Genomic DNA, 17,139 nt, shown 5'->3' with positions numbered 1-17,139 from the left:
TGTCCGTGTCGCTCTGACTCGACAAAAGTTACGTGATCGCCCCGCGTCCCGCAAATCGCCTGGTCACAGCCCGGTGGCGGATCGAAACCCGTGGTCGGTACGGCCTCGGCATCGCGCCTGGACGAGTTGAGTGGTCGGCGTCACCATGAACGGGCGCCAACCGCAGGCGCACACGATCCGTCGACAGGAACAAGTCATGGCCGAGTGGCACCGCGTCAGTCCGGTCGCGAACGGCGTCTGGAGCATCACGGAGGCAGGTCACGTCACGATGTGGCTGATCGTCGGGTCCGAACGCGCGCTGCTGTTCGACACCGGGATGGGATTCGTGCCGGTGCGGCCGGTCGTCGAAGCGATCACGCCGCTCCCGATCCTGGTGGTCAATTCCCACCACCACTTCGACCACATCGGCGGAAACCACGAGTTCGACGAGGTGGTGATCCACCCGTACGGCGCCGACCGGCTCGCGTCGACTCCCCCGCCGTCCGAGCTCCGCGACTACCTCGAGCAGTACGACCTGGTCCTGGACGCGGCGACCTCCATCCGCGAACTCGACCGCGAGCTGCTTCATCTGTTCGACTCCGACAGCGAACCGGCCGCCCTGCCCGGCGGGTTCGACCGCGACACGTGGCAGATCCGCCCGAGCCGGCCGCGGTCCACCGTCGCGGACGGTGACCGGCTCGACCTGGGCGGACGCGTCCTCGAGGTGCTGTACACACCCGGTCACACGCCCGACGGCATCTGCCTGCACGATTCGGCGACCGGCATCCTGTTCGCGGGTGACACGGTCAATTCCGGACCGATCTATGCACACGAGGCGGATTCGAACCTCGCCGATTTCGCGGCCAGCACCGCGCGCCTCGCCGCCGTGAAGGACGAGGTGTCGCTCGTCGCGATGAGTCACTTCGGCCGGGTGATCGCGCCGCCGTACGTCCTGCAGTCGGTCGCGGACGCGTTCGCCGGGATCGCCGACACGCGTCATCATGCCCGGGAAACCCGTGACGCCGTCGGCTGTCCGGTCGCGGAGATCGAGTTCGATCACTTCTCGATCCTGGTTCCGGCATCCGACCGCACGGGTCCGTGACCAGCGGCGATCTTGTCGCCGCCGGCCGCTGGGCATAGAATTCAGCGGTGGCCGGCAGCGTCTGCTCGCCCACGACCGTCGCGGATCACGTTGATTCGCAATTGCTTTCACGTTCGCCCGACATGCAGGTCGCGACCACGCAGATCTCGTCGACTTCGGGGAGCGTCAGTCATGTCCGGTCACGCCCGCGCTGCCACCGCCACAGCCACCCTCGCCGCCGCCGTCGCGATCCTGCTCGGAGGGGGCGCGGCGACGGCGTCCGCTGCCGCACTCCCGCCGCCGAGCGCGGCGCCGCAGGGTGGCGACTGGTACTTCCACTACCTCGCACAGCGGTGCGAGCGGGGGTCGATGCAGGCGTGCGACAGCCTGACCGTCCAGACGCGGCTGAACACCTCGGACTCGAGATGGGTCACGTACAACAGGTACGGCGTCACCTGCGGCGGACGGGTCGACTACGCCCCGTATGCCCCTGCTCGCCAGAACTGCAGCCGCCAGTTCCCCGCCGCCCCCTGACCACGCGCCCTCGCCGCGACACACCGAGTCGCCGGCGCCAAAAGCGGTGCAGAACAACAGAATCCATGCAGTCAGAGCAGGTCGGGCGCGGAACCCGACGTCGGCACGCGCAAGGATCACGTTAGAATTCACTCGGAGCGCCGGGAAGTCTGGTCGGCACGCACCCCATGCTGTCCGCAATCAGGAGAGGCCCGTGATCCAGCAGTTGCGCTCCGAACTTTCGCGCTATCTCCGCACTGAAACGGTCGGTGGCTCGATCCTCCTCGTCGCCGCCGCGATCGCCCTGATCTGGGCGAACTCGCCGTGGTCCGGCGCCTACACCACGCTGAGCGACCATGTGATCGGCCCGAGCGCACTGCACCTGAACCTGAGCGTCGCGGACTGGGTGCAGGACGGCCTGCTCGCGATCTTCTTCTTCGTCGCCGGACTGGAACTCAAACGCGAGCTCGTCGTCGGCGAACTCGCCGACCGCCGGAAGGCGCTGCTGCCGATCATCGCGGCGGTCGGCGGTGTCGTCACCCCGGCACTGATCACCCTCGCCGTCGGGTGGGGGCAACCGGGGATCGAGCAGGCCTGGGCGATCCCCGTCGCAACCGACATCGCGTTCGCACTGGGTGTCCTCTCCCTCACCGGGTCCCAGATCCCGGCCGGCGCCCGGGTGTTCCTGCTCAGCCTCGCGGTCGTCGACGACCTGCTCGCGATCATGATCATCGCGACCGTCTTCACCGCGACCATCGCGCTGGGCTGGCTGCTCGGCTCCCTCCTCTGCGCGGCCGGATACTGGTACGCCCAGCACCGCCGGATCACCAGTCCGTGGCTGTACGTCCCGCTCGCCCTGCTGACCTGGTACTGCATGCACCAGGCCGGGATTCACGCCACGCTCGCCGGTGTCCTGCTCGGTCTCCTGACCCGGGTGCGACGCGACCCCGGCGAGGACGACGCACCCGCCGTTCGGCTCGAGCACCGCCTCCAGCCGTGGTCCGCCGGCGTGTGTGTGCCGCTGTTCGCGCTGTTCGCCGCCGGCGTCCCGATCAACGCCGAGGTGCTCGGGTCGATGTTCACCGACCGGCTCACCCTCGGGATCATCCTCGGCATGCTGCTCGGGAAGATCATCGGCATCTTCGGGGTCTCGTGGCTGACGGTCCGGTTCAGGCTCGCCGTGAAGCCGGCCGGCCTCGAGTTCCGGGACGTGTTCGCGCTGTCGGTGCTGGGGGCGATCGGCTTCACCGTCAGCCTGCTGGTGACCGAGCTGGCACTCGACGGCACCGAGCAGGACAAGGCCAAGGCCGCGGTCCTCCTCACGTCCTTGGCTGCGTCGCTGATCGGGTCGGCGCTACTGTTGCGCCGGGGGCGTGTCCACCGGGCACGCGCCGCCACCGACCTCCGACCATCGGACGACGACAACAGAGGGGCTACGACGTGAGCATCAGCGACCGCAGCGGCAGAACCGGAAACGGGGTGCCCAACACCATCTCGTCGATTCCGCTGACCGACGTCGACGCACACGGTCCCGGGCCCGCCACCATCGGCGACCTCGTCAAGGACGCGACGGCGCAGGTCTCGACGCTGGTCCGCGCCGAGGTCGAACTCGCGAAGGCCGAGGTCACCGGCGAGGTGAAGAAGGGCCTGCAGGGCTCGCTGTTCTTCATCCTGGCGCTGTCGGTGCTCGTGTTCAGCGCGTTCTTCTTCTTCTTCTTCCTCGCCGAACTGCTCGACCTGTGGGTGCCCCGCTGGCTGGCGTTCCTGATCGTCTTCCTGCTGATGGTCGTCGTCACGGCGATACTGGCACTGCTCGGTTACCTGCGGGTGCGCAAGCTCCGGGCACCGGAGAAGACGATCGATTCGCTGCGCCAGGCCGCGACGGTGCTGCCGCAGGCCGCCGAGGCCGGCTACACCAACGGCGCCCCCGCCCCCGGTGACTACACCCCGGGCGAGTACGCCCGCCGAACCGCTCCCTGACCCGAGCGCCGTGACCCCACCCGACCCGTCCACCGTCCGCATCGACGGGCCGTGGCGGCACCGCGACGTGCACGCCAACGGCATCCGTTTCCACGCTGTCGAAGCCGGCCCGACCGACCCGGGCACACCGCTGGTGGTGTTGCTGCACGGCTTCGCGGACTTCTGGTGGTCGTGGCGCCACCAGTTGACCGCGCTCGCGGACGCCGGCCACCGGACCGTCGCGATCGACCTGCGTGGCTACGGCGACAGCGACAAACCACCCCGCGGCTACGACGGCTGGACGCTCGCCGGCGACGTCGCGGGACTGATCCGGGCACTCGGACACACCGAGGCGACACTCGTCGGGCACGCCGACGGGGGGCTGGTGTGCTGGGCGACCGCCGTCCTGCACCCGCACCTGGTCCGCTCGATCGCGCTCATCGCGTCACCGCACCCGATCTCCCTCAAACGGGCGGTCCTCCGGCGGCGCCCGCAGCGGTCCGCGTTCCTGCCCGCGTTCCTCGGATACCAACTGCCGTGGCGGCCCGAACGCCGCCTGGTCCGCGACGACGGCGCGGCGATCGAACTCCTCCTGCAGCGACGCACCGGACCGGTTCGGCGACCGGACGACTTCGACGACGTCGTCACCCGGAACCGGTCCGCGATCCAGATCCCCGGCGCGGCGCACTGCAGCCTCGAATACCAGCGGTGGGCGTTCCGCAGCCAGTGGCGTCCGGACGGCCGCCGGTTCATGACCGCGATGGACCAGGTTCTGCAGATCCCGGTACTGCAGATCCACGGCGACGCCGACCCCTACGTCCTGCGATCGACGCTGCGGTCCGACACGCGCTGGGCGCCGCAGCTGCGCCTGCACACCGTCCCCGGCGCCGGGCACCACGTCCACTGGGAACGACCCGACGACGTCTCCGCCGCACTGATCGAGGCCCTGCGGGACTGACGCGCGTCAGAGGATGCAGTCCCCGGTGCCGACCGCGACGTTCGCGCCCACGGCCTGCCGGAGCTGGCGCGACACCTCGTCTGCGGTCAGCGCGAATCCGGTGTCGCTGTTGTCGACCGCCGCTCCGAACACCACCCCGAGCACCCGGCCCTGGGCGTCCACCAGCGGACCACCCGAATTGCCCTGCTTGATGGACCCGCGGACCGTGTACACCTCACGTGTCACGTCCCGGGCGCGGTAGATGTCCGGGCCGTTGAGGTCGAGGGTCTCCCGGATCCGAGCGGCGCTCGCGGTGTACGGGCCACCGCCGGGATACCCGAGGACGAGGGCGTCGTCGCCGGAGCTCGCCGGCCGCGGCGCGAACGGCAACGGGGCCGCGTCGAGCCCGGGGACCGCGAGCACCGCGACGTCGACCGAGGGATCGAACAGCACCACCTTGGCGGTCAGCGCACCGTCCCCGGTGTCGACGACGACCTGGTTGGTTCCGGCGACGACGTGCGCGTTCGTCATCACCCGTTCGGGAGCGACGACGAACCCGGAGCCCTCGAGGGCCCGCTGGCAGCTCGGTGCGACCCCGCGCACCCGCAGCACACTCGGCTGCAACCGGACCGCGACCGGGCTCTGTGCCATCGCCGGGTCCGGCGGGTCCACCACCGCGATCGGTGTCCGCCCGAACGGGCCGATCACATCCGGCAACCCGGACGTGTCGAGGAGGGCAGAGAAGTCGCTGGGCAGCCGGCGCATCCAGTCCGGCGCCACGTCGTCGACCTGGGTGAGCACCTTCGACCCCCGGACCGCGGTCGCGACGGCCGGCTGCGACGACGCGGTCAGCGGGATCGCCAGCAGCCACGCCGCGACCAGGACGGCGATGCACTGCAGGCCGGCACCGATGACGCTGTCCACCGAACGGGCCGCCGGGCTGTGCATGCTGCCGCGGGCCGCGCGGCCGAGCACCATCCCCGCGACCTCGCCGACGATCACCAATCCGACGATGAGCAGGATCCCCACCAGTACCCGTGCCCGTCCGCCGTCGACGTGGACGAGGACGTGCGGCGCGATCAGGATGCCGGCCACCGCGCCGAGAACCACCCCGAAGAAGGCCAGCGCCGACGCGACCGCGCCGTGCCGCCAGCCCGACGTCGCGGCCAGGACCGCGATCGCCAGGACCGCGATGTCGATCCACGTCGAGCCGGTCACCGTTCGTGCACCTCCGCGACACCGGCGTCGAGTTCGGCGAGGGTCATCTCGAGGTCCCGCACATCGTGGCGGTTCCACTCGATCTCCCAGCCCGACACCGCGATCAGTCCGGCGAGCACGCCCGCCGTGAAGCCCCACACCAGCATCCCGTCGATCTGGAACGCCGGACCCCGGTACCCGAGCCGGTGCTCGACGATGAATCGGTTGTCCGGGTCGAGCAGGGAACGCATCGGCACCCGCGCGACGCGGGCGGTCTCGCCGTGGTCCACCGGTCGGACGGGTGTCGGCCGGTCCCAGTAGGCGACCACGGGTGTCACGTCGAACCCGGACGGCGGCACGAAGATCCCCGGCAGCACGGCGAGCGCCCGGACCCCGGTCGGATCCAGACCGGTCTCCTCCTCGGCCTCCCGCAGCGCGGTCGCGATCGGGCCGTCGTCCTCGGGGTCCGCCGCGCCGCCCGGGAACGCCACCTGTCCACTGTGCTGACGCAGCGTCGTCGCGCGCTGGGTCAGGAGCAGATCCGCGTTCTCGGGTAGGCCGCCGACACTGATCGGATCGGCCTCCTCGGACCCGCCGAACAGCACCAGAACCGCCGCGTCGCGGACCCGCGCACCCTGCGGCGCCTGGCGGCGCAGGACCGGGTTGATCGCGTTGTCGTCGCTCGGCGGCAAGGTCGCCACCCGCCGCAGCCACTCCGGGGACGGGTGCTCGGTGCGGGTCACGACGCCACACCCAAGTGCTCGCGGACCGCGGTCGCGATCTCGTCGGCGCTGTCGAACGGTTGCGGCAGGACGGCCGCGACGGTGCCGTCGGCCCGGACCAGTGCGGTCACCGGCAGCACCTTGGGCGCCCCGACCGCGGCCGCGACCCGACCCGACCCGTCCTGAACTCCCGAAAGATGAACCCCGTACCCGGTCAGTGCAGACAACGCATTTCCCTCCTTGGGGTCCTGATGGACGGTCAGCACCGTCACTGCGTCGCCGGCGCGGCGCGCGTACTCGTCGAGGGCGGGCAGTTCCTTCGCGCACGGTCCGCACCAGTACGCCCACAGGTTCACCACCGCGGGTTTGCCGGCCAGGACCGCGCCGACGTCGATCCGGCGGCCGTCGCCGAGGCAGACGAGGTCCAGGCCTGCCAGTGGACCGGTCGCAGCGGTCCCGGGTGCCGGCTCCGGGCACGAGTCCAGCGCCGCCGCCGACCGCGCCGCCGCGAGCGCCTCGTCGGTGTCACCGGGTGACCGCTCCACCGCCGACGGGACGGCGCCGCCGCTGCGGTAGTCGGCGTAACCGCGGGGTACGGCCTCGTCACCGCCGCCGCGCGGCCAGATCGCCACCACCAACGCCGCGACCACGACGAGCACGGCCAGGCTCCACCGCCCTGCATTGGACACGCGCACGCTCAGTTCACCGACCCGCCAGGTCGAGCAGGTGTTCGGTCTCGGGACCCTTCACGAGGGCCGCCGCGGTCGCCGGATCGGTCGGGCCTGCGCCGAACGACGGGCAGTCCTTGGCGAGGACGCACACCCCGCAGGCCGGCTTCTTGGCGTGGCAGACCCGTCGCCCGTGGAAGATGACGCGGTGCGAGAGGAGCGTCCACTCCTTGCGGGGGATCAGCTCGCCGACCGCGCGCTCGACCTTGACCGGGTCCTCCTCCTCGGTCCAGCGCCAGCGGCGAACCAGCCGTCCGAAGTGGGTGTCGACCGTGATTCCCGGCACATCGAAGGCGTTGCCGAGGACGACGTTGGCGGTCTTGCGCCCGAAGCCGGGCAGGCTGACGAGGTCCGCCATGTTGTCGGGCACCTCCCCGTCGAATCGCTCCATCAGGGCCTGCCCGAGTCCGATGATCGAGTTCGCCTTGTTGCGGTAGAAGCCGGTGGTCCGAATGTATTCCTCGAGCTCCGTGCGGTCGGCTCCGGCGTAGTCGGCCGCCGTCCGGTAGCGCGCGAACAGAGCGGGCGTCACCTGGTTGACCCGCACGTCAGTGCACTGCGCGGACAGAATCGTCGCGACCGACAACTCCAGCGGAGTGCTGAAATCCAGCTCGCAGTACACGTGCGGGAACGCCTCGCCCAGACGCCGGTTCATCCGGCGGGCCCGGCGCACCAACCCCAGCCGCGTCTCCGCGCGGCGAGACCCGCCGGCAGACGCGGTACGGCTGCGGGCGGCGGGCTTCGAAGCGGTGGTCGACACCCGATCAACTCTACGGATGGCCCCGACAACCGTTCGCGCATCGTTTCGCTTCTGAGACATTGGCCGTGTTTACTGCCCGGTATGCAAGGACTCGCTGTGGTGCTCTTCCCAGTGCTGCTCATGCTGTTCGCACTGGCGATGGAGCGAGTGGAATTCCGGCTGCGCAGGCTCACCGTCCGTGAACAGGAGGTGCAGGAGTTCCTCGACCAGGCGAGCCATGCCGAGGTCGCGACGCTCGCCCAGGAGGGCCTGCCGCGGGCGCTGGCCCGCTTCAACCGCCGCCGCAAACGGAATGCCGCACCCGACGGGGACCTGACCGAACGACGCGCCAGCTGACCCTCGACAACCGCGCCGAATCGCCGCGATCACACCATTCGACTCGCACAGCGTGTCGCCGGTCACTACTGTTCCGCGTCGGGGCGATAGACTCCGAACGTTAGTCACACAATGTGTCGGCACACCACACGTGCCGAGGCGGTGACCGGTGCCCGATCGGCAGCGGCCGCCGTAACGATTTTCCAATGAAGGAGCGCACGTGGACGAGGTCCTGGCCAGAGCAGGCATCTTCCAGGGAGTCGAGCCCTCAGCGGTAGCCGCGCTGGTCAAGCAGCTGCAACCGGTCGATTTCCCCCGTGGACACGTGATCTTCAACGAGGGCGAACCGGGCGACCGGCTCTACATCATCGTGTCCGGCAAGATCAAACTCGGACGCCGCTCCCCCGATGGCCGCGAAAACCTGCTGACGATCATGGGTCCGTCCGACATGTTCGGTGAGCTCTCGATCTTCGACCCGGGCCCGCGCACCTCGACCGCGACCACGGTCACCGACGTCCGCGCCGTCAGCATGGACCGCGACGCCCTCAAGTCGTGGATCGACCAGCGCCCCGAGATCGCCGAGCAGCTGCTGCGCGTTCTCGCGCGCCGCCTGCGCCGGACGAACAACAGCCTCGCGGACCTGATCTTCACCGACGTCCCGGGTCGTGTCGCGAAGGCGCTGCTGCAGCTCGCACAGCGGTTCGGCACCCAGGAGGGTGGCGCGCTGCGGGTCACGCACGACCTCACCCAGGAGGAGATCGCGCAGCTCGTCGGCGCCTCCCGCGAGACCGTGAACAAGGCGCTCGCCGACTTCGCACATCGCGGCTGGATCCGCCTCGAGGGCAAGAGCGTGCTCATCTCCGACTCCGAGCGACTCGCCCGACGCGCCCGGTAGCCACTCCGGATCACGAACGACGACGGCCACCCCCACCGGGGTGGCCGTCGTCGTTCGTGACACCCGGCCGGCGCGGACCTCACCCGCTCTCCCGGTCCACCGCCCAGGCCGCGATCTGCGCCCGCGAGGTGAAGCCGAGCTTGGTCAGGATGCGCTCCACGTGCCCTTCCGCCGTGCGCTGCGAGATCACCAGAGACTCGGCGATCGCCCGGTTCGTCAGCCCCTTGGCCACCAGGTCGGCGACCTGCCGCTCGCGGCGAGTCAGTTCCGTCGCCGGGCCGGTCGGCTGCGGGCCCCCACAGGGGCGTTCCCCGAGGGCGAAGGCCACCGCGGCCTCGCGACTCGCGTCCCTGCCCTCCCGGACCGCCACGTCGAATTCCCGGGCGCCGAGGACATCGAGCACCCGCTGCCGGCACTCCTCGTGGTACGCGTGCAGGTCGGGGACCACCACCATCGGGGTCTCCAGGGCGTGATGCTGCGACTCTGCGGCGCCGAGCAGTACGGCCGCGCGGCGCTCCCGGTGCTCGTCGGCCGCGCACCAGGCGAGCAGTCCGAGGCATCCCGCGGCCGCGATCCGGTCGTCGACGAGCCGGCTCGACCGCAGCGCCGCTTCCAGCAGCTCGCTCACCCTCCGGCGCTCCCCCTGCTGCCACAGCGCGAGCGCGAGCAGCCACTGTCCGCGGGCCCGGTACTCGACTTCACCGCGGGGTTCGGTGATCGCGACCACCTCCTCGTGGCACGCGACCGCCCGCACGCCGTGCCCGAGAACCGCGGAGACCGCGCCCAGTCCCTGCAACGCCCAGATCTGCCGGTGCAGGTCGCCGTCGGTTCGGAACACGTCCAGCGCTTCCCCGAACCGGTCCGCCGCGCGCGGGAGATCGCCGCCGTACATCGCCAGCCGACCGGCGGCATGGGTGATCAACGCGTGCAGCCGGCGACTGTCCGTCTCCTCCACCAGCCGACGACCCTCGGCCAGGAGCGTCGCGGCCGCCGAGAGGTCGAGTTGCAGCGCCGCCAGCTGGACCGCGCCGGACAGGGCCGTGACGCGTTCCTCGGGGGACGATCCGGGCACGGCCAGCAATCGACCGAACCAGTGCCGCCCCTCGCGCAACTGGCCCCGGCAGATCCAGTACGGCAGCAGGGCGATCGCGATCCGCAGGCCCGTGTCGGTCGCGTCCGGGTCGGTCAGGCTGGACTCCATCGCGGCCCGCAGATTCGGCTGCTCGCGCCCGAGCCGGGCGATCCATTCCACCTCGCGGGGGCCGATCCACTCCGCCTCGGCGCGTCGCACCAGCCCCTCGCACCAGTTCCGGTGCCGCCGCTGCACCAGGAAGGGGTCACCGGCCTCGCGCAGCTTCGTCCTGCCGTAGTCCGCCAGGGTCTCCAGGAGCCGGTACCGCACCACCGGCCCCTGCTCCTCCCGGATCAGGATCGACTTGTCGACCAGCGAGGCGACCCCGTCGAGCAGGTCGTTCGGCAGCGCGCCGCCCCCGCAGACCTCTTCGGCCGCGTCCAGTTCGAATCCACCCGCGAACACCGACAGCCGCGCCCACAGCGTCCGCTCTTCATCGGTGCACAGCGTATGGCTCCAGTCGACGCACATCCGCAGCGTCTGCTGTCGGGTCGGCGAGCCCCGACTTCCGAGGGTCAGCAGTCGGTAGCGGTCGGTGAGCCGCTGCAGGATCTGCTCGGGCGACATCGAGCGCAATCTCGCGACCGCCAGCTCGATCGGCAGCGGCAGACCGTCGAGCCGCTGGCAGATCCGGGTCACCGCGGCCCGATTGGCGTCGGTGAGGCCGAACCCCGGCACTGCGGTACAGGCCCGCTCGGCGAACAGCATCACCGCCTCGGAGTCGGTCCGGTCCCGCGGTGACCCGACGCTGCCCGCGTCGGCGACCGTCAGGGGCGGCACCCGCAGGACGACCTCGCCGCCGATGCCCAGCGGTTCCCGGCTGGTCGCGAGGATCCGAAGCTCGGGGCAGCCCCGCAGCAGGTGCGCGGCCAGCACCGCAACCGGTTCCACCTGGTGTTCGCAGTTGTCGAACACCAGGAGCGCGTGACGTCCGGCCAGGTGGTCGGTGAGCAGTGCCAGCGGCGACTGCGCGGCGTCGCGCAGGCCCAGGGCGACGCTGACCGCATCGGCCACCAACCCCGGATCGTGCAGCTCGGCCAGTTCCACCAGCCACACCCCGTCGGGGAACGTCCGTTGCACGTCCTCGGCCACCCGCAGCGCGAGACGGGTCTTGCCCACCCCACCGATCCCGGTCAGCGTCACCATGCGTGCGGTCGAGAGCATCCGGCGCGCCTCGGTCAGCTCGCGACGACGGCCGACGAAACTGGTCAGCTCGAGGGGCAGGTTTCCGGCCCTGCCCCGCACGGCGGATGCCATCGAGGGTCGCTCCCGTCACGCGGTCCCCCTCGCCACCGTACGCCGACCAGGGGACCCGGTCCTGCGCTACGGGCGGATCGAGCGGCGTCACGTGCGACAACCGACGGCACCGGCGACCGGGTCCCGCGCTCGTCACCCGGCGATGCAGGTCAGCTCACTCGTGCGACGGCCGCAGGTAGTCCAGCTGCACCCGCACCGACTGCTCGGCGACCGGCCACAACTTCTCGTCGACGTCGGTGTAGACGTGCTCGACGACCGCACGCACGGCGGCGTCGTGACCGAGCACCTCGAGCGCGTCCCGCACCTGGGCGAGCCGCTCCTCGCGGTGCGCCAGGTACTGCTCGGCGACGACCTGCAGGTCCGGCAGCTCCGGACCGTGCCCGGGCAGCACCGTGCGCCCGGACCCGAGGTCGATGAGCACACGCAGCGACGACAGGTAGTCGCCGAGGTCGCCGTCCGTCGAGTCGAGGACGGTCGTGCCGCGACCGAGAATGGTGTCGCCGGTGAGCACCGACCCCTCCCCCTCGATCACGAACGACGTCGAGTCCTTGGTGTGCCCGGGGGTCCGCAGCACGCGGATCGCGAGTCCGACCTCCTCGATCAGTTCGCCGTCGGGCAGCCCGGCGTCGGTGTGCCGCCGGAACTGCGGATCCACCGCCCGCACCGGGCTGCCGGTCATCTCGACGAACCGGTCGATCCCGCCGGTGTGGTCGTGGTGCCGGTGGGTGATCAGCGTCAGCGCGACCGGACCGACCTCCGCGATCCGACGCAGGTGTTCCTCGTCGGCGTCGCCGGGATCGACGACGACGCACTCCTCGCGTCCGGGCGCCCGCAGGATCCACGTGTTGGTGCCGTCGAGGGTCATCATTCCCGGGTTGTTCTCCAGCATCACCGCCGCGATCGGGGTGACCTGACGCAGTTGCGCGTATGCCGGATGTGCGTGGGTCATGCGCACACTCTACGGAGCGGCCCGCGCGGCACCGGGCCCGTCCGGTCACCGAGACGGCGTCGGCCCGCCCACCGACGTGCGGTGGGCGGGCCGACGAGAACGACTGCAGGTCAGCGGACCTCGACGATCAGCTCCACCTCGACCGGGGCGCCGAGCGGCAGCTCCGCGACCCCGACCGCGGACCGGGCGTGCACACCGGCGTCGCCGAACACCTCGCCGAGGAACTCCGACGCGCCGTTGACGACACCGGGCTGGCCGGTGAACCCGTCGGCGGAGGCGACGAACCCGACCACCTTGACGATCCGGACCACGGCGTCGAGTCCGACGAGGGCGTCGACCGCGGCGAGCGCGTTCAGCGCACAGGTGCGGGCCGCCTCCTTCGCCGTGTCGGCGTCGACGCTCCCGCCGACCTTCCCCGACACCGGCAGGGCGCCGTCGACGAACGGCAGCTGCCCGGAGGTGTAGACGAGGTCGCCGGTGCGCACCGCCGGCACGTACGCGGCCACCGGTGCCGCGACCGGCGGCAGCGCCACGCCGAGTTCGGCCAGCCGGGCCTTCCAGTCAGCCATCGCGCTCAGCCCTTCGGACGCTTCAGGTAGGCCACGTGCTGCTCGCCGGTCGGGCCGGGCAGCACGGTGACCAGCTCCCAGCCGTCCCCACCCCACTGGTCGAGGATCTGCTTGGTCGCATGGGTCAGCAGCGGGACGGTCGCGTACTCCCAGGTGGTCAATTCGCTCATGCCGGTGAGCCTAGTGCCCCGCCCCGCGGTCTCCACGGCTCCGTGCCGGACGACCTGCGTGGACAGCTCCCGGCACCGGCCGGGACCTCGATTCGGGGCCTGCCGCCCGCCGATTCGCCGCCGCGACTTATAGGCTCGGGGGGTGGCAGCACCCGCGAACACACCCGTCTTCGAGTGGCCGGCCAAGGCGGACAAGGCCCGCCTGCACTTCGTGTCCGGCAAGGGCGGCACCGGAAAGTCCACCGTGGCAGCGGCTTTGGCGTTGGCCCTGGCGGCAGGCGGACGCCGGGTCCTGCTCGTCGAGGTGGAGGGGCGACAGGGCATCGCGCAGCTGTTCGACGTCCCCCCGCTCCCCCCGACCGAGACGAAGGTCGCGGTCGCCGACGGCGGTGGCGAGGTGTTCGCCCTCGCCCTGGACATCGAGACCGCGTTCCTCGAGTACCTCGACATGTTCTACAACCTGGGCTTCGCGGGCCGGGCGATGAAGCGGATGGGCGCGATCGAGTTCGCGACGACGCTCGCTCCGGGCCTGCGCGACGTCCTGGTCACCGGCAAGATCAAGGAGTGCGTGATCCGCACCGACCGAAACGGTGTCCCGGTGTACGACGAGGTGGTGGTCGATTCCCCGCCGACCGGCCGGATCGGTAGCTTCCTGGACGTGACGAAGGCGATGGCGGACCTGGCCAAGGGCGGGCCGGTGCACTCGCAGTCGGAGGGGGTCGTCCGGCTGCTGCACTCCGACGAGACGATGGTGCACCTGGTGACGCTGCTCGAGGCGCTGCCCGTGCAGGAGACCGCGGACGCGGTGCAGGAACTCGAGGCCGCGGACCTGCGGCTGGGCACCGTGATCGTGAACCGGTCGGGCACCGCGTACCTGCCTCCGGCGACGATGGCGGCGGCCGCGGCGGGCACCGTCGACGCCGCCGCGGTCCACGCCGGCCTGGAGTCCGCCGGGATCCGCCTGTCCGAGGGCGACTTCGCCGGGCTGCTCACCGAGACGATCGAGCACGCCGCGACGCTCGCCACGCAGGACGACAGCGCGGTCGAACTCGACAAGCTCGACGTCGCGCGGCTGCACCTGACCGCGCTGACCGACGGCGTCGACCTGGGCGGGCTCTACGAGCTGGCCGAGCAGCTCGCCGAGCAGGGCGTCCGATGAGCGCGGCACTGGACGTCGACGCGATCCTCACCGATCCGACATCGCGGATCGTCGTGTGCTGCGGGTCCGGCGGCGTCGGCAAGACCACGACCGCGGCGTCGATGGCGTTGCGGGCCGCCGAGGAGGGCCGGCGGGTGGTCGTGCTGACGATCGACCCGGCGCGACGGCTGGCGCAGGCGCTCGGGGTGCAGGACCTCGGCAACACCCCGCAGCCGGTGCAGCTGGCCCCGGGCGCGACCGGCGAACTGCACGCGATGATGCTGAACATGCGGCGCACGTTCGACGACATGGTGCTCGAGCACTCCTCGCCGGCGAAGGCGCAGCAGATTCTGGCGAATCCCTTCTACCAAACCGTCGCCACGTCGTTCTCCGGCACGCAGGAGTACATGGCGATGGAGAAGCTGGGCCAGCTCGCGGCGAGCAACGAGTGGGACCTGGTGGTCGTGGACACCCCGCCGTCGCGGAACGCCCTCGACTTCCTGGACGCGCCGCAGCGCCTCGGCACGTTCCTGGACGGGAAGATGATCCGGCTGCTGTCGGCGCCGGGCCGCGGCATCGGACGACTGGTGACCGGCGCGATGGGACTGGCGTTGCGGGCGGTGTCGACGGTCGTCGGCAGCCAGATGCTCTCGGACGCGTCGGCGTTCGTGCAGTCCTTCGAGTCGATGTTCGGCGGCTTCCGGGAGCGGGCGTCGCACACCTACGAGCTGCTGCGGGCGTCCGGCACACACTTCTTCGTGGTCGCGGCCGCCGAACCCGACGCGCTGCGGGAGGCGTCGTTCTTCGTCGAGCGGCTCTCCGCGGAGGGCATGCCGCTGGCGGGCCTCGTGCTCAACCGCACCCACCCGACCCTGAGCTCGCTGCCGCCCGACCACGCGGGCGCGGCCGCGGACCTGCTCGACGCGCGGGGCGAGCATCCGCTGGCGGCGGCGGTGCTGCGGATCCACGCCGAACGTGCCCGGACCGCGCAGCGGGAGCTGCGCCTGCTGAGCCGGTTCACCAGCGCGCACCCGAGGGTCCGCGTGGTCGGGGTGCCGTCGCTACCGTTCGAGGTGTCCGACCTGGAGGCGCTGCGGGCCGTCGCCGATCAGCTCACCGGTCGAGGTTGACCGGGTTCTCCTCGAGCGCGACCCTCCGGTGCCGGCGCAGCACGAGCGCGCCCAGGCCGGCCGCGACCAGGCAGGCCACGCCACCCATCAGCAGTCCGGCTCGGCCGCCGAACTGTTCGGCGACCGCGCCCGCGATCGGCCCGCCGATCGGCGTCGATCCGAGGAAGGCCACCGACCACAACGCCATCACGCGACCACGCATCCGGGGTTCCGACTCGAGCTGCAGGGTGCTGTTGCCGATCGACAGGAAGCCGACGCTGGCGGCGCCGACCAGCACCAGCGCCACGAGTTCGAGCCCCAGCGTCGGCGCCAGCGCGGCGGCCCCGATCAGGACCCCGAACAGGGCCGCCGCGGCGACCAGTGCCGGGATCCCGGTGCGCCCGCGGGCCGCGACGAACAGCCCGCCGGCGACCGCGCCGAGCCCCATCGCCGCGGTCATGAACCCGTAGACGCTGGCGTCGCCGCCGAACGTGTCGCTGGCAAGCACCGGCAGCACCACCTGGAACTCGTAGGCCAGGCACCCGACCAGGGCCATCATCAGCAGCGGAACCAGCAGCGTCGGCGTGCGGGCGACGTAACGCAGTCCCTCGCGCAGCTGCCCGGGTTCGCGGCGCGCCGGCGGGGACGGGCGCAGCGTGTCGACGTCGAGCCGGACCAGGGAGACGACGACGGCGACGAAGCTGAGCGCATTGAGCAGGAAGCAGGTGCCGAGCCCACCGGCGGCGATGACGATGCCCGCGATCGCGGGACCGACCGCCCGGGCCGCGTTGACGAGCACCGAGTTGAGGCTGACGGCATTGCGCAGGTCGTCGGGGCCGACCATCTCGAGGACGAACGCCTGGCGGGCCGGGTTCTCGAAGCTGTTGCCCAGCCCGAGCAGGAACGCGAGCACGTAGACGTGCCAGAGCTGGACGGTGCCGGTGACGGTGAGCAGGCCGAGGACCGCCGCGAGCACGCCCATCATCGACTGCAGGCCGATCATCAGCCGGCGCTTGTCGAGGCGGTCGGCGACGACGCCACCGTACGGGCCGAACAGCAGCACCGGCAGCGTCTGGAGGGCGACGACGGAGCCGAGCGCGGTACCCGACCCGGTCAGCTGGAGAACCAGCCAGGACTGGGCGACGGTCTGCATCCAGGTGCCGATCATCGACACCGCCTGACCGGTGAAGTAGCGGCGGAAGTTGCGGTTGGCCAGCGACACGAAGGTGTCGCGGCGGGCGTCGGCGAGCGCGGTCACCGCGACGGGGTCGCGATCTCCCGGACCAGCGCCTCGATGGCCGGCAGCGCGGCGAGCAGGGCGTCGGCGTCGTCGCCGGGCAGCCGGGTCAGCGCGGCGGCGAGCAGGGCGCTGCGTTCGCGCCGGAGCCGACAGTGCAGCTCCTCGCCTGCGGCGGTGATCTCGACCCGGGCCGCGCGCCGGTCCGCGGGGTCGGTGCTGCGTTGCAGCAGGCCGTTGTTCTCGAGCTTGCCGACGACCCGCGACAGCATCGTGGGATTCAGACCCTCGGCCTCCGCGAGTGCACCGATGCCCAGCGGGCCGATGCGGGCGACGGTGCCGAGCACCGACAGCTGGGTCCGGGTGAGTCCGCCGCCGGAGACCTGTTTGTCGACGAGCCGGACGATGCGGATCAGCGCGATCTTGAGACGGGTGACCTCGTCCTCTGTGGGCAGTTGGGCCATGTGCGCCTCCGGAGAGATTAGTTGCCTA

General features: G+C 71.3%; 19 protein-coding genes. 9 read left to right on the top strand and 10 right to left on the bottom strand.

Features of this window, described 5'->3' with window-relative positions; all coding sequences use genetic code 11:
* Positions 1–196: 196 nt before the first annotated feature.
* The 5 genes from ABD951_RS15350 (at position 197) to ABD951_RS15330 (ending at position 4,490) form a co-directional block, all read left to right on the top strand.
* Positions 197–1,081, top strand: a complete 885-nt coding sequence (locus tag ABD951_RS15350) for an MBL fold metallo-hydrolase (protein ID WP_345346354.1) — start codon at positions 197–199, stop codon at positions 1,079–1,081.
* Positions 1,082–1,252: 171 nt separating this feature from the next.
* Positions 1,253–1,594 carry a hypothetical protein gene (locus ABD951_RS15345; RefSeq protein WP_345346351.1) on the top strand — a complete coding sequence of 114 codons (342 nt, stop codon included), beginning with the start codon at positions 1,253–1,255 and terminating at the stop codon, positions 1,592–1,594.
* A 193-nt stretch (positions 1,595–1,787) separates the two neighbouring features.
* Complete coding sequence (gene nhaA / locus ABD951_RS15340; RefSeq protein WP_345346348.1) at positions 1,788–3,017, top strand: Na+/H+ antiporter NhaA; 1,230 nt, start codon at positions 1,788–1,790, stop codon at positions 3,015–3,017.
* Positions 3,014–3,553: a phage holin family protein gene (locus ABD951_RS15335; protein WP_345346345.1), complete on the top strand. Its 540-nt coding sequence runs from the start codon at positions 3,014–3,016 to the stop codon at positions 3,551–3,553. The genes nhaA and ABD951_RS15335 overlap by 4 nt, the downstream gene beginning before the upstream one ends.
* Before the next feature lie 10 nt (positions 3,554–3,563).
* A complete protein-coding gene (locus tag ABD951_RS15330) occupies positions 3,564–4,490 on the top strand; it encodes an alpha/beta fold hydrolase (protein ID WP_345346342.1) in 927 nt (308 codons plus the stop codon).
* Between the two features lie 6 nt (positions 4,491–4,496).
* On the opposite strand, the gene marP is transcribed toward ABD951_RS15330, so the two are convergent.
* The 4 genes from marP to nth are packed head-to-tail and all read right to left on the bottom strand — an operon-like array spanning position 4,497 to position 7,771.
* A complete protein-coding gene (marP, locus tag ABD951_RS15325; RefSeq protein WP_345346340.1) occupies positions 4,497–5,687 on the bottom strand; it encodes an acid resistance serine protease MarP in 1,191 nt (396 codons plus the stop codon).
* Positions 5,684–6,409 carry an NUDIX hydrolase gene (locus ABD951_RS15320; RefSeq protein WP_345346337.1) on the bottom strand — a complete coding sequence of 242 codons (726 nt, stop codon included), beginning with the start codon at positions 6,407–6,409 and terminating at the stop codon, positions 5,684–5,686. The genes marP and ABD951_RS15320 overlap by 4 nt, the downstream gene beginning before the upstream one ends.
* Positions 6,406–7,083, bottom strand: a complete 678-nt coding sequence (locus ABD951_RS15315) for a TlpA family protein disulfide reductase (protein WP_345346334.1) — start codon at positions 7,081–7,083, stop codon at positions 6,406–6,408. Before ABD951_RS15315 ends, ABD951_RS15320 begins: the two co-directional genes overlap by 4 nt.
* Before the next feature lie 7 nt (positions 7,084–7,090).
* On the bottom strand, positions 7,091–7,771 hold the full coding sequence (gene nth / locus ABD951_RS15310) for an endonuclease III (protein ID WP_345346390.1): 681 nt from the start codon (positions 7,769–7,771) through the stop codon (positions 7,091–7,093).
* 186 nt (positions 7,772–7,957) lie between these two features.
* Here nth and ABD951_RS15305 point away from each other — a divergent pair, with 186 nt between their 5' ends.
* Positions 7,958–8,212 carry a hypothetical protein gene (locus tag ABD951_RS15305; protein ID WP_345346331.1) on the top strand — a complete coding sequence of 85 codons (255 nt, stop codon included), beginning with the start codon at positions 7,958–7,960 and terminating at the stop codon, positions 8,210–8,212.
* A 199-nt stretch (positions 8,213–8,411) separates the two neighbouring features.
* The gene (locus tag ABD951_RS15300) at positions 8,412–9,086 is read left to right on the top strand and encodes a Crp/Fnr family transcriptional regulator (RefSeq protein WP_345346328.1); all 675 of its coding nucleotides are present in this window, start codon (positions 8,412–8,414) and stop codon (positions 9,084–9,086) included.
* Positions 9,087–9,165: 79 nt separating this feature from the next.
* Here ABD951_RS15300 and ABD951_RS15295 read toward each other — a convergent pair whose 3' ends face one another.
* The 4 genes from ABD951_RS15295 to sp36 form a co-directional block, all read right to left on the bottom strand.
* Positions 9,166–11,475, bottom strand: a complete 2,310-nt coding sequence (locus ABD951_RS15295; RefSeq protein WP_345346325.1) for an ATP-binding protein — start codon at positions 11,473–11,475, stop codon at positions 9,166–9,168.
* Between the two features lie 154 nt (positions 11,476–11,629).
* Positions 11,630–12,424 carry an MBL fold metallo-hydrolase gene (locus tag ABD951_RS15290; protein WP_345346322.1) on the bottom strand — a complete coding sequence of 265 codons (795 nt, stop codon included), beginning with the start codon at positions 12,422–12,424 and terminating at the stop codon, positions 11,630–11,632.
* Positions 12,425–12,534: 110 nt separating this feature from the next.
* Complete coding sequence (locus tag ABD951_RS15285) at positions 12,535–12,993, bottom strand: RidA family protein (protein ID WP_345346320.1); 459 nt, start codon at positions 12,991–12,993, stop codon at positions 12,535–12,537.
* Positions 12,994–12,998: 5 nt separating this feature from the next.
* A complete protein-coding gene (gene sp36 / locus ABD951_RS15280) occupies positions 12,999–13,163 on the bottom strand; it encodes a Sp36 family protein (protein WP_085999530.1) in 165 nt (54 codons plus the stop codon).
* A 142-nt stretch (positions 13,164–13,305) separates the two neighbouring features.
* On the opposite strand from sp36, the gene bagA reads away from it, so the two are divergent.
* On the top strand, positions 13,306–14,322 hold the full coding sequence (gene bagA / locus ABD951_RS15275; protein ID WP_345346316.1) for an ATPase BagA: 1,017 nt from the start codon (positions 13,306–13,308) through the stop codon (positions 14,320–14,322).
* Positions 14,319–15,431, top strand: a complete 1,113-nt coding sequence (gene bagB, locus ABD951_RS15270) for an ATPase BagB (RefSeq protein WP_345346313.1) — start codon at positions 14,319–14,321, stop codon at positions 15,429–15,431. The genes bagA and bagB overlap by 4 nt, the downstream gene beginning before the upstream one ends.
* Here the strand turns inward: bagB and ABD951_RS15265 are convergent.
* Both ABD951_RS15265 and ABD951_RS15260 read right to left on the bottom strand, forming a co-directional pair.
* Complete coding sequence (locus tag ABD951_RS15265; protein ID WP_345346310.1) at positions 15,415–16,668, bottom strand: MFS transporter; 1,254 nt, start codon at positions 16,666–16,668, stop codon at positions 15,415–15,417. The genes bagB and ABD951_RS15265 overlap by 17 nt on opposite strands.
* Positions 16,665–17,111, bottom strand: coding sequence for a MarR family winged helix-turn-helix transcriptional regulator (locus ABD951_RS15260; protein WP_345346307.1), 447 nt, complete (start codon positions 17,109–17,111; stop codon positions 16,665–16,667). Before ABD951_RS15260 ends, ABD951_RS15265 begins: the two co-directional genes overlap by 4 nt.
* Positions 17,112–17,139 lie beyond the last annotated feature (28 nt).

It is taken from the genome of Rhodococcus olei, assembly GCF_039540555.1.
Classification (GTDB): domain Bacteria; phylum Actinomycetota; class Actinomycetes; order Mycobacteriales; family Mycobacteriaceae; genus Rhodococcus_G; species Rhodococcus_G olei.
The sequence above is the reverse complement of the archived record's forward strand: the minus strand, read 5'-3'. Positions and strand labels throughout refer to the sequence as shown.